This window comes from Luteibacter sp. 9133 (genome assembly GCF_000800155.1).
Taxonomy (GTDB): domain Bacteria; phylum Pseudomonadota; class Gammaproteobacteria; order Xanthomonadales; family Rhodanobacteraceae; genus Luteibacter; species Luteibacter mycovicinus.
Window position 1 is genome coordinate 963,678 of sequence record NZ_JUHO01000001.1, and the last position, 12,396, is coordinate 976,073.

The following is a 12,396-nucleotide window of genomic DNA, read 5'->3' on the forward strand; positions in this document are numbered from 1 at the left end:
GATGGCCCGTCGCTTCAGGATCACCCGTTCGTTGCGCCTGCGCGCGGCACTGGTGGCGATCGCCGTGCTTTTCCTTGCGGCGGTGGCGATCAGTTCGATGTCGTTGCGCACGGCACGCGTCGACCTCACGGCCGACCGTATCTACACCCTGACGCCGGGCACGCTGCAGATCGTCGATGCCCTGCGCAAGCCGCTGACTGTCACGCTGTATTTCTCCGACCACGCCACGCGCGATCTTCCGCAGTTGCGCAGCTACGAGCAGCGTGTGCAGGAGATGCTGCGAGAGATCGCGGTTCGCGCCCATGGCCGGGTACGGTTCCGCGTCATCGACCCGGTGCCTTATTCCGACGATGAAGACGCTGCCGAAGGCTACGGGCTGACGCCTGCCACCGGTGGCAGCAATGGCGAGCGCGTGTTCTTCGGTCTCGTCGGCATGGACGGGACCGGTGAAGTGCCGCCCCAGGCGATCCCGTTCTTCGACCCCGCGCGCGAGTCGTTTGTCGAATACGACATCGCCAAACTGCTCTATGAGCTTGGCATGCCGCAGAAGCCGAAACTCGGGGTGGTGAGCTCGCTGCCGGTGGAAGGCAATCCGGTGATCGGAGAAGCGCCGTGGACACTGTTCCATCAGCTGGACCAGATCGCGGACGTCACGACGATCGATCCCGAGGGACTCACCCACATCGATCCGTCGATCAAGGTGTTGCTGCTGGTCCATCCCAAGCGTCTGTCGGACGACGCGCAGTATGCGATCGACCAGTACGTGCTGCGCGGCGGACACCTTGTCGTCTTCGTCGATCCCGACTCGGAAATGGATAGCGCGCCCCTGATCGATCCGCGGGGGACGGTGGACGATCACGACTCCGATCTGCATCGTCTGTTCGAGGCCTGGGGCGTGGTCTTCGACCCGACTCAGGTCGTGCTGGACCGTTCGCATGCGCTGACGATCGACCTCAACGGCAACAATATCGGCCATCCGGCGATGCTCGGGCTGGGGACGCAGGACCTCAATCACGACGATGTGGTGACGGCGAGCCTGCAGCGCGTGAATTTCTCGACAGCGGGCCACTTCGAGCTTGCGCAGGACACGAAGGCGCGATTGGTACCTCTGGTGCAGACGTCCGACGAGGCGGCTGTTGTCGCCGCGCAGCGCGTGCGCGATGCCGCGAACGATCCGACCACCCTCATGGAGAACTACGAGCCCAGTCACGAGCGCTACGTCCTGGCTGCGCGGCTGCGCGACACCTTCCACACGGCGTTCCCCGAACGTGCGGGAAAGGGGCATCTCGACCAGGCGGCCGGCCCCGGCGAGATCGTGCTCGTCGCCGACACCGACCTGCTTTCGGATCGCTTGTGGATCGACGTGCAGCCGTTGCTTGGGCAGCAGCAGCTGACGCCGTTTGCCAATAACGGCGACTTCGTCTCGAACATCGTCGACAACCTTGGCGGGTCCACCGCCTTGCTGTCCATTCGTGGACGGGTCAACGCGCAGCGGCCGTTCACCCGGGTGCGCGCGCTGCAGGCCGCGGCGGACCGCAAGTTCCTGACGAAGAAACGCGAGCTGGAGAACGAGCTCTACGATACCCAGCGGCGTCTGGCCGAACTGCAGCCCAGCAAGGGTGGGAGTGGCGGTACGGCCACCGCGGAGCAGCGGCGCGAGGTCGAGCAGTATCTTCAGCGCAAACTCGCGATCGGTAAGGAGCTGCGCGACGTGCAGCACCAGCTCAACGCCGAGATCGACGCGCTGGGCCTGCGCCTGAAGTTCATCAACATCGTGCTCGTCCCGGGGCTGGTTGCGCTCATCGGCCTGATCTACGGCTGGCGCCGTACCCGTCGCGGTCGCCGCGCGGCCTGACGGTGGCCGCCGGCGCGCTGAAGTGGATCGTGCCCTGGGAGTTCTCCTGGGTCTTCGTGATCGTGTTCGTCGCGACGGCGCTGCTGTATGCGGCGGGGTGCCGGCGACTGCGGGTGTCGATGGCGCGCAAGGCGGCGTTCTGGGTCGGTATGGCGATGATCTACGTCGCGCTGCATACCTACTTCGACTACTTCGCGGAGCACGAGTTTTTCATGCACCGCATCCAGCAAGTGCTTCTCCATCATCTGGCGCCCTTGCTGATCATCGCCTCCTATCCGGGAACGGTGCTGCGGGCCGGCCTTCCGCCGACGTGGCGCGTCCGGCTGCGTCGCGCCGGGCGTTCGCCGGTATCGCGCGCACTGTCGGCGATACTGCTACACCCGGCCGTCGTCACGCTCCTTTTTGTCGCGCTGATCGTCGTCTGGCTGATTCCCGACATGCAGACGCTCGCCATGCTGGACTGGCGCATCTACCGCGCGATGAACTGGTCGATGGTGCTGTCCGGCCTGGCCTACTGGTGGCTGGTGCTCGACCACCGGCCGAAGCCACCCGGTCGCATGTCGCCCGGATGGCGCGTGTTGTCACCCGGAATCACGATGACGCCGCAGATCGTCGCCGGCGCCATCGTCACCTTCTCGAAGACCGATCTCTACCCGATCTTCGAGATCTGCGGTCGCGCGTTCACGCTCAACGTGCTGACGGGTCAGCTGATCGGAGGAGTGATCATGTGGGTGCCCGCGGCGATGATCGAATCCGCGGGCGGCCTGCTCGCGATGCGCCAGTGGCTGCGCCTCTCGCGCGCCGGGCGCCTGCCACGACGGGCGCCCGTGCGTCGCGTGGCGGCGCGTCAGTAGACCTTCGCCACCTTGTCCGCCTTGGCGGTGACCTTGTCCTTCTTCGGCTTGCCCTTCAGCGGCGGCAACTCGATTTCCTCATTGGGCACGAGCTGATCGGGGATCTGGTCGAGCAGATGGCGGATCAGATTGAGCCGCCCGGTTTTCTGATCGTTGAAGTCGGCCACGAACCACGGCGCGTCGGCCGTGTGCGTGCGCTGGATCATCGCGTCACGCAGGTCGCCCGTCTCGGCGTATTTCTCCCGTCCCTTGAGGTCGACGGGTGACAGCTTCCAGCGTTTCAACGGATCTTCCGCGCGCTCGGCGAAGCGCTCCTCCTGCTCCTGCTGATCCACGGAAAGCCAGTACTTGAGCAGGATGATGCCGTCGTCGGTCAGCAGTTTCTCGAAGGCCGGGCAGGCTTTCATGAAAGCGTCGTACTGCTCGTCGGTACAGAAGCCCATCACCGGCTCGACGACGGCGCGGTTGTACCAGCTGCGGTCGAACAGGACCAGCTCGCCCGCCGATGGCAGGTGTGCCACGTAGCGCTGGAAGTACCACTGGGTCTGTTCGTCCTGCGACGGCTTGCCCAGGGCGACGACGCGCGCGGCGCGGGTGTCGAGCTTGTCGGTGATGGCCTTGATGGTGCCGCCCTTGCCGGCGGCATCGCGGCCTTCGAAGAGGACGACCATGCGTTTGCCGGTGCGGCGCAGCCATCGGGTCAGGCCGATCAGTTCGATCTGCAGGGCTTCGAGGTCGTGTTCGTAGGCTTTCTTCTTTTTCTTGCCCATCGGTTCGTTCCACGCGGGGAGGGTGACCGATTGTGGGGCAGAAAATGTCATCCCGCCGTCAGACTTTGTAACTCGTCGGCCTGCGCCTCGCGGGTCAGCGTATCGATCAGCTCGTCCATATCGCCCTGCAGTACCTCGGTGAGCCGGTACAGCGTGAGGTTGACGCGGTGATCGGTGATCCGGCCCTGCGGGAAGTTATAGGTGCGGATGCGCTGGCTGCGATCGCCCGAGCCGACCTGCAGGCGGCGGGATTCGGCCTGCGCGGCACTCTGCTTGCTCCGCTCCGCGTCCAGAAGGCGGGCCTTGAGCAGGCTCATCGCCCGGGCGCGGTTCTTGTGCTGGCTGCGCTCGTCCTGGCATTCGACCACCGTCCCCGTCGGCAGATGGGTGATGCGGATGGCCGAGTCCGTTTTGTTCACATGCTGGCCACCGGCGCCGGAGGCCCGGAAGGTGTCGACCTTGAGGTCGCCGTCGCGGATTTCGATCTCGTCGATGTCGTCCTGCTCGGGCAGGATCGCGACGGTCGCCGCCGAGGTGTGGATACGGCCCTGCGACTCGGTTTCGGGCACACGCTGCACGCGATGGGTGCCCGATTCGAACTTCAGCTTCGAATAGGCGCCGCGGCCCTCGATACGGGCGACGATTTCCTTGTACCCGCCATGCTCCCCGTCGTTCGCGCTGAGGATCTCGACGTGCCAGCGCTGTCGCTCCGCATAGCGGGCGTACATGCGGAAAAGGTCACCGGCGAAGATGGCCGCCTCGTCGCCGCCGGTGCCGGCGCGTACTTCGAGAAAGAGATTGCCCTCGTCACGCGGGTCCTTCGGCAGCAGGAGGATCTGCAGCTCGCCATCCAGCTCGGTCAGGCGGCCCTCGATCCGCTCGATATCGTCCGCGGCCATGTCGCGCATCTCGGGATCGTCGAGCATGGCTCGGGTCTCTGCCAGCTCGCGCTGGGCCTCGTCGTGCTCCCGCAGCGACAGGGCGACAGGCTCGAGCTGGGCGTACTCCCTCGAAAGATCGCGAAAGCGCTGGTTGTCGGCGAGGGCGTCCGGCTGCGCGAGCAGGCGGCCGACTTCCTCGTGACGTTCGGCGAGGGCTTCGAGTTTGCGGCGGATCGAGGGAGTCATCAAAGGCACGACAGAGGGCTATAGCCCGACATCATGCGGAAACGTCGTCGTCCGGGTCCAGTCCATACAGCCGGCCGGCGGCGTGAAGCAGGTCCAGATCGCCTGATAGGGCGGCATCGCGCAGGCGTGCGCTGGGTGCGTGCAGCAGCTTGTTGGTCAGGGTATTGGCCAGGAACGCGAGGGCTTCTTCCGCGGGACGTCCTCTGGCCAGCATGGCCTGCGCCTTGGCCAGCACTTCGTCGCGCTGCGTCTCGGCCGCGAGGCGCATGTCCACGGCAGGGTTACGCAGGGTGAGTGCGCGGCGCCAGGACATGTAGCGTTCGACCTGGAGGTCGATGATGGCGTCGGCTTCGCGGGCCGCCATTTCGCGGGACCGGCGGTTCTCGTCGATGACCTGTTTCAGGTCGTCGATGCCGTAGAGGTACACGTCGTCGAGCTGCGCCACCTCCGCCTCGATATCGCGTGGCACGGCGATATCGACCATGAACATCGGACGGCGGCGGCGGGCGGCGATGGCATCGGTAACCATCGCCTTCGTCACCACCGGCAGCCGCGAGGCCGTCGAGGTGATCACGATGTCGGCCTCGGCCAGGTGGCGGGGCAGGTCGGCCAGTGAGATGGCATAGCCGCTGTAGCGGCTGGCGAGTTCCTGGGCGTTCTCGAGGGTGCGGTTGGCCACGATCAGCCGGCGCACCTTCTTGTCGGTCAGATGGCGCGCCGCCAGTTCGATCGTCTCGCCCGCGCCGATCAGCAGGACGCAGGCCTGACGCAGATCTGTGAAGACCTGTTCGGCCAGGCGCACCGCCGTGTAGGCGACGGAGACCGTGTGTGCACCGATACGGGTGTCCGTCCGGACCCGCTTGGCCACCGCGAAGGTGTGCTGGAGCAGGCGTTCCATCGGGGCGCGCAGCGACTGGGCGGTGCGGGCATGCTGGTAGGCATCCTTGACCTGGCCGAGGATCTGCGGCTCGCCCAGCACCATGGAGTCGAGTCCGGTCGCCACCCGGAACATGTGGCGCACCGCGTCGTGTTCGTCATGGCGGTAGAGGAACTCGTCCAGCCGTTGCGGGGTCAGACGATGCTGTCGGGACAGCCACTGGCCGGGTACCCCCTCGAAACCCTCGGTCACACTGCAGTACAGCTCGGTACGGTTGCAGGTGGAGAGGATCATCGCCTCTTCGACACCGGGTTGCCGGACAAGCTCATCGAGCGCCTCCGGCGTTGCCGTGGCGTCGAATGCCACCTGCTCACGCAGGCTGACCGGCGCGGTGAGGTGATTGAGCCCGAGGGCGATGAGTGGCATGACGGGCTGGAGTCGGCTTCGGTGGCGTCGGCTAAGCTAAGGGCGCATTGTGCGCTCACAAGGGCCGGGCTTATTGCATCGGCTATCGGACGAAATCGGAGAGTAGTGTGCTGAGCGGTCGGTCCAAGTTCAAGCGAGTGCGTCAATATGTGGTCGTCGGTGCCCTCGCGGCCCTTTCCGGTTGCGCCACGGCGCCGCGGACCGCGCCCCAGGCCGTACGCACGGGCGTTCAACCCCTCGACCGGCTTCAGGTGGCGATTCTGCCCCCCGAACGCGACCTTCAGGCACAACTGATGGCGGGCGACTTCGCCCTTGCCGCCAACGATCTCAAGGCGGCGTCGGACGCTTACGGCCGCGCGGCCCAGCTGGGCGACGACCCCCGTGTGGCTGCCCGGGCGACCGAGCTGGCCCTGGCCGTGCATGACCAGGACGCCGCCGCGAAAGCGCTGGATCGCTGGGCCAGGCTCGGCGCGAAGCCGCTCGAGCTTGCCGAATCCCGCGCGCGGATGGCTCTGGATCGCGGCGATACCGCCGAGGCGCAGCGTCAGATGGAGATCATGGTCGGCACCGGCGACCCCGATGCCTGGCGCGAATTCGGCCGCACCCTGGTCACCGCCCGGGATGCCGCCCAGGCCGGGCAGCTGCTCGAGCGCATCGCCACGCCGCAGCGGCTTCCCAACGACTCCGCCGCCTGGCTGGCCATGGCCGAGCTGGGCGAAAACCTGGGTCGGCATGACTACGCGAAAACGATCGGGGAGGGCGCGCAGGCCCGTTTCCACGACGCCACCACCTACGGCTGGGCGGCGCAGCAGAAATTCCGCGCGGGCGACAAGGAAGGCGCGAAGCGGCTGTTCGCCAAGGCGGTCGCCAGGGACCCGAAAAACACGCACCTCCGTCTGGCCTACGCCACGTTGCTGGCGCAGGGCAATGACGAGAAGTCCGCCGCCCGCGTGCTCGCCGGGGGAACCCAGGACGTCGACACCTACCTGATGCGGATGACGCTCGCCGCGCGTGCCAGCGACAAGGCGGCCGAGGGCAAGCTCTATGACGAGATCCGCCGGCAACCGGATGACGTACAGGCCGATAACGCCTTCGCCCTCGGACAGCTGGCCGAACTGCTGGGCAAGCAGGAAGACGCCCTGGACTGGTATGCCGCGGTCGGGGACGACGATCCGCGCATCTTCGATGCGTCCGTCCGCAGCGCCGTCATCCTGCATTTGCAGGGCAAGGACGACGACGCGCACGAGATCGTGGCTGAGCTGCAGACCCAGTACGCCGATCGCCCCGATCAGCTGCGCAAGGCGTTCGCCCTCGACGGCGAGCTCTACATGGATGCGCGTCGGTTCGACGCGGCGGTCAACGCCTATGACAAGGCCTTGCAGGTCAAGGCCGATGACACCGACATGCTGTATTCGCGCGGGCTCGCCAACGCCGAGGCCGGCAAGATCGATCAGGCCGTGGCCGACTTTCGCAAGGTCCTCGAGCTGAAGCCCGGCGACATCGAGGCGAGCAATGCGCTGGGTTACACCCTCGCCGACAACGACCGCGATCTGCCGGAAGCCCAGAATCTGATCCAGGCCGCCCGTGCCGCGCGACCCGACGATCCGTCCGTAGCCGACTCGTGGGGCTGGCTGAAATACCGGCAAGGGCAGCTGGACCAGGCCGAGACCACCCTGCGTGGCGCCTGGACACAGCACAAGGACGGCGACATCGGCGTGCACCTCGCCGAAGTCCTGTGGACACGGGGCGAGCACGATGAGGCACGTAAGGTGCTCAACGAAGTGCGCCGCCTCGACCCGAAAAACGCGGCGCTGCGGAAGACCGAACAAAAGCTGCGTCCGTAGGCCGCGTCCGCCCCGATCGCGCGCATGGCGCGCTCCTGCAGAAGATCCCGTATTCATGCGCCAGACCGCCAGAACGCTCCTTGCCGCACTGCCCCTGTTGCTCCTTACCGCCTGCGCGACCACTCGCGCTCCCGTGCGCAACGTGGGCGACGCCGCCACGCTGGGCATGCAGGAAGAGCGCGAACGCAGTCTCGCCGATACCGACCACTGGACCCTGCAGGGCAAGTTGTCGGTTTCCGACGGCAAGGACAGCAACTCCGGCAGCCTCACGTGGCGTCAGGACGGTGAGCGCTACGAGTTCACGGTGCGTGGGCCGATCACCGGCCGCACGTTCCGCCTGACCGGTGGCCCCGATGGTGCCGATCTCGAAGGCCTCGACGGCGGTACCCGTCATGGCGCCGACGCCGAGTCGCTCATGGCGAGCACGGTAGGCTGGCAGATCCCTCTGGGCGAACTGAAGCGCTGGGCCCTGGGGCTGCGCGCCGATACGGGGCCAGCCGAGATGACGTTTGGCGCCGACCGCTTGCCGTCACGTCTCATCCAGGACGGCTGGACCGTCGACTACAAGACATGGGACGCCACGCGTCAGCCGGCCATGCCCGCCCGCGTCTTCGCCGAGAAGGCGCCATACAAGGTGCGCTTGGCGATCGAGGACTGGTCCTTCGCGAAATAGGTGGCCGCTATACTCGGCGCCCCGTGCACATCCGGCTCCCGCGATGAACTTTGAGATCACCCGCGCCGTCGCGGATCACGCCGAGCGGCTGTGCGACATCGAGCGTGCCGCCGTGGCGTTGTTCCGTGGACATCCGGCGTGGCCGTCGTATTCGTCCATGGCCTTGCCGCGCGAGATCGTCCACGAACTGATCTCCCGGGGGCGTGTCTGGGTCGCCACGGTGGATGACGAGGTCGTCGGTTTCGTCTGCCTCGAGACCGATGGGCGCCCGGACGCGATCGGCATCGCTGAAATCGACGTGCTTCCCGCTTTCGGTGGCCAGGGCATCGGTGCGGCGCTGCTGGAGCATGCCTGTCGGTGGGCGCGCGAGGCCGGCTTCCGTCGCGTCGATCTGGGCACGCTGGCCGACGTGCCGTGGAATGCGCCTTTCTACGCGAAGCATGGCTTCGTGGTGGTCGACAAGCACGCGCCCGGCTTCGCCCGGGCACTCGAACGCGATCGCGAGAACGGTTTCCCCGATCACCTGCGCGTGTTCATGAGTCGCGACCTGGCCCCGCTGGCGCCGGGCGACTGGACGGTCTGGCCGGCCCCGGCCAAGCTCAATCTTTTTCTGCGGATCGTCGGCCGTCTCGACAACGGTTACCACGCCTTGCAGACGGTGTTCCGCCTGCTGGACTGGGGCGACGAGGTTCGCCTGCGCGTGCGCCACGATGGAAGGATCGCGCGTCCGACCCCGGTGGCGGGCGTCCCCGAGGACGCCGATCTGACGGTTCGCGCGGCGCGCCTCCTGGCCGCCGAGACCGGCACCGTCCTGGGCGCCGACATCGAGGTGTTCAAGCGGATACCCATGGGCGGCGGTCTCGGCGGGGGCAGTTCCGATGCCGCGACCGTCCTGGTGGGCCTGAACGCCTTGTGGAAAACGGGCCTGGATGAAGACGCCCTGGCGGCCCTGGCGGTCCGCCTCGGTGCCGACGTGCCAGTCTTCGTCAGGGGCCGCTCCGCCTGGGCCGAGGGCGTGGGCGAGCAGCTGACGCCTATCCGTCTGCCCCGCCGCTGGTACGTCGTCGTCGATCCCCGCGAGCATGTGCCCACCGCGGCACTTTTTGCCGCGCCCGAATTGACACGTCATGCCCCTCAGGCGACAATTTCGGCCTTTGTTTCCGGGGATTCCGCGGAGAACGCCTTCGAGCCTGTGGTTCGCGCGCGTCACCCGCGGGTGGCGGCGGCACTGGACTGGCTGGGCGGCTTCGGTCGCGCGCGGCTTTCCGGCAGCGGCGGTTGCATTTTTCTCGAAACAAGAACCCACGAGGCGGCGCTCGGCATCGCCTCACGCTGTCCCGCGGGCTTCGTCGCCCACGTGGCGGTGGGCGTCGATCCTTCCCCGCTCCTGGTGACGCGGGACCGGATCGACGCTGCTCAAGGACACATGTCGTAAGGACGGGAAGGGCCGCGGGCTGCGGCAAAGCCAAGGTGGGCCGGATGGCTCGCCGGAACGAATTGTTGGGGCGTCGCCAAGCTGGTTAAGGCACGGGATTTTGATTCCCGCATGCGCAGGTTCGAATCCTGCCGCCCCAGCCACCTCGCGGTGGCACATAGCCGATACCCACCCATCTCACGCCAGGAGTTCCTCCGTGGACACGTCCACCCCGATGTTGTTTACCGGCAATGCGCACCGTGCGCTCGCCGACGATGTCGCCGCGCGGCTCGGCATCCCGCTCGGCAAGGCCCTCATCGGCCGGTTCAGCGATGGCGAGGCGCAGATCGAGATCGAAGAAAACGTCCGTAAGCAGGAGGTCTTCGTCATTCAGCCGACGGGTGCCCCCAGCGCGGAGAATCTGTTCGACCTGCTGGTCATGATCGACGCGCTCAAGCGCGCATCGGCCGGCAGCGTCACCGCGGTCATGCCGTATTTCGGCTATGCCCGCCAGGATCGTCGCCCGCGCTCGTCGCGCGTGCCGATCACGGCCAAGCTGGCCGCCAAGATGATCGCGACCGCCGGCGCCGACCGCGTGCTGACGATCGACCTCCATGCCGACCAGATCCAGGGCTTCTTCGATATTCCGGTCGACAACGTGTACGCCTCGCCGGTACTGCTGGCGGACATCTGGCGCCATCACAGCATGGACGACCTGATCGTGGTCAGCCCCGACGTCGGTGGCGTGGTGCGCGCGCGTGCGCTCGCCAAGCGCCTGGACGACGCCGATCTCGCGATCATCGACAAGCGCCGGCCCAAGGCGAACGTGGCCACGGTCATGAACATCATCGGCGACGTCGAAGGCAAGACCTGCATTCTGGTCGACGACATCGTCGATACCGCCGGCACCCTGTGCGCCGCCGCGGCCGCGCTGAAGGAAAAGGGCGCCCGCAAGGTCGTCGCCTACTGCGTCCATCCGGTGCTGTCGGGCGCCGCGATCACCAACATCGAAGGCTCCTCGCTCGACCAGCTGGTGGTCACCAATACGCTGCCGTTGCGCGACAACGCCCGTAACTGTGCGAAAATCCGTCAGTTGTCGGTCGCGGAACTGCTTGCGGAGACCATCCGCCGGATCGCCTTCGGTGAATCGGTCAGTTCGCTCTATATCGACTAAGTATCTGATTTTTCGGGCTTCCCTGGTCGCGGGGAAGCCCTTTACCACCGCCGTGAGGCGGTTTACTTGAGGCAACACCATGGCTACCAATCATCAGCTCACCGCCACGAGCCGCAAGATCGAAGGGAAGGGTGCGAGCCGCCGCCTTCGTACCGCGGGTTACGTGCCGGCTATCGTCTACGGCGCCAACGAGGCTCCGCAGGCTATCCAGGTTCTCCACAACGACGTGCTGCTCGGCTCGCGCTTCGAGTCGTTCTACTCCTCGGTCATCGACCTCACGGTCGACGGCAAGAAGCAGAAGGTCCTGATCAAGGACTGGCAGAAGCACCCGTTCCGTCAGCTCATGCTGCACATGGACTTCCTGCGCGTTAACGAGAACGAGGCCGTCAAGGTCGCCGTGCCCATCCACTTCCTCAACCAGGAAAAGTCGCCGGCTGGCAAGACCTCGGGTCTGGTCATCTCGCACAACCTGACGGAAGTCGTGGTTTCGTGCCTGCCGAAGCACCTGCCGGAGTTCATCGAACTCGACCTGGCCACGCTCGACGCCGGCTCGATCATCCACCTGTCCGACCTCAAGCTGCCGGCCAACGTGGAAATCCCGGAACTGGCCCTGGGCAAGGAACACGACGTCGCCGTCGTGACCGTCGCCTCGATCCAGGAAGAAGTCGATCCGGAAGCGCCGGCCGCTGAAGGCGACGCTTCGACCGAAGACAAGAAGTAATCGGCGGCGGTCCGCGCGCTCCGGCGCCGCGGGCCGCACCCGCTTCGGTCTATGGCGACACTTCGTCTTATCGTCGGCCTCGGTAACCCCGGGGCCGAATACGTCAGGACCCGGCACAATGCCGGGTTCTGGTGTGTCGACGCCCTGGCCATGGACCAGGGGGAGCGTTGGACCTTCGACGGCAAGCTGCATGGCGAGACCTGCAAGCTGCGTATCGGTGGCGAGACCGTCTGGCTGCTCAAGCCCGCGACATTCATGAACAAGAGTGGCATCGCCGTCGCGTCGGCGCTGCGCTACTACAAGATCGCGCCGGAAGAGTGCCTCGTCGCCCACGACGAACTGGACCTCCCGCCTGGCACCGTCCGCATGAAGTTCGATGGTGGCCACGGCGGCCAGAACGGCTTGCGTGACATCGTGGCCCACCTCGGGCACGGCAAGTTTCACCGCCTGCGGGTCGGCATCGGCCACCCCGGGCACAAGGACAAGGTCACCCCGTGGGTGCTCGGTCGTCCCAACGCGGCCGACGAGGACGCCATCATGCACGGCATCGGGCGCGCGTTCGACGTGCTGCCGCTGGCGCTGGATGGCAAGTTCGAAGAGGCGATGAAGCGCCTGCACACGGTCGCCTGACCGCACCAATTACCTTTACCGGACCAAGATC

General features: G+C 66.4%; 11 protein-coding genes and 1 tRNA gene. 9 read left to right on the top strand and 3 right to left on the bottom strand.

Features of this window, described 5'->3' with window-relative positions; genetic code table 11:
• Position 1 precedes the first annotated feature (1 nt).
• Together FA87_RS04025 and FA87_RS04030 are read left to right on the top strand one after the other, a co-directional pair.
• Entirely contained in the window at positions 2-1,855 is a 1,854-nt protein-coding gene (locus FA87_RS04025; protein ID WP_036115562.1) for a Gldg family protein, read from the top strand.
• 2 nt (positions 1,856-1,857) lie between these two features.
• Positions 1,858-2,709, top strand: coding sequence for a cytochrome c oxidase assembly protein (locus FA87_RS04030; RefSeq protein WP_036115559.1), 852 nt, complete (start codon positions 1,858-1,860; stop codon positions 2,707-2,709).
• On the opposite strand, the gene ppk2 is transcribed toward FA87_RS04030, so the two are convergent.
• From ppk2 to hemA, 3 genes are read right to left on the bottom strand one after another with little or no spacing between them, the layout of a single operon-like run.
• On the bottom strand, positions 2,703-3,479 hold the full coding sequence (gene ppk2, locus FA87_RS04035) for a polyphosphate kinase 2 (RefSeq protein ID WP_036115555.1): 777 nt from the start codon (positions 3,477-3,479) through the stop codon (positions 2,703-2,705). The two genes, FA87_RS04030 and ppk2, sit on opposite strands and share 7 nt — an antisense overlap.
• Positions 3,480-3,526: 47 nt before the next feature.
• Positions 3,527-4,606, bottom strand: a complete 1,080-nt coding sequence (gene prfA, locus FA87_RS04040; RefSeq protein WP_036115553.1) for a peptide chain release factor 1 — start codon at positions 4,604-4,606, stop codon at positions 3,527-3,529.
• Positions 4,607-4,637: 31 nt separating this feature from the next.
• The gene (gene hemA, locus FA87_RS04045; protein ID WP_036115550.1) at positions 4,638-5,909 is read right to left on the bottom strand and encodes a glutamyl-tRNA reductase; all 1,272 of its coding nucleotides are present in this window, start codon (positions 5,907-5,909) and stop codon (positions 4,638-4,640) included.
• A 251-nt stretch (positions 5,910-6,160) separates the two neighbouring features.
• Here hemA and FA87_RS04050 point away from each other — a divergent pair, with 251 nt between their 5' ends.
• From FA87_RS04050 to pth, 7 genes are all read left to right on the top strand, one after another.
• Positions 6,161-7,753: a tetratricopeptide repeat protein gene (locus FA87_RS04050; protein WP_239708970.1), complete on the top strand. Its 1,593-nt coding sequence runs from the start codon at positions 6,161-6,163 to the stop codon at positions 7,751-7,753.
• Positions 7,754-7,808: 55 nt separating this feature from the next.
• Positions 7,809-8,426 carry a lipoprotein insertase outer membrane protein LolB gene (lolB, locus tag FA87_RS04055; protein ID WP_043692598.1) on the top strand — a complete coding sequence of 206 codons (618 nt, stop codon included), beginning with the start codon at positions 7,809-7,811 and terminating at the stop codon, positions 8,424-8,426.
• A gap of 43 nt (positions 8,427-8,469) precedes the next feature.
• Positions 8,470-9,861, top strand: coding sequence for a 4-(cytidine 5'-diphospho)-2-C-methyl-D-erythritol kinase (gene ispE / locus FA87_RS04060; protein WP_043692600.1), 1,392 nt, complete (start codon positions 8,470-8,472; stop codon positions 9,859-9,861).
• Positions 9,862-9,927: 66 nt separating this feature from the next.
• Positions 9,928-10,004 (top strand) — tRNA-Gln (locus tag FA87_RS04065).
• 71 nt (positions 10,005-10,075) lie between these two features.
• Complete coding sequence (locus FA87_RS04070; RefSeq protein WP_036118253.1) at positions 10,076-11,014, top strand: ribose-phosphate diphosphokinase; 939 nt, start codon at positions 10,076-10,078, stop codon at positions 11,012-11,014.
• A gap of 79 nt (positions 11,015-11,093) precedes the next feature.
• Positions 11,094-11,735, top strand: coding sequence for a 50S ribosomal protein L25/general stress protein Ctc (locus FA87_RS04075; protein ID WP_036115544.1), 642 nt, complete (start codon positions 11,094-11,096; stop codon positions 11,733-11,735).
• Between the two features lie 51 nt (positions 11,736-11,786).
• Positions 11,787-12,365, top strand: a complete 579-nt coding sequence (pth, locus tag FA87_RS04080; RefSeq protein WP_036115540.1) for an aminoacyl-tRNA hydrolase — start codon at positions 11,787-11,789, stop codon at positions 12,363-12,365.
• Positions 12,366-12,396 lie beyond the last annotated feature (31 nt).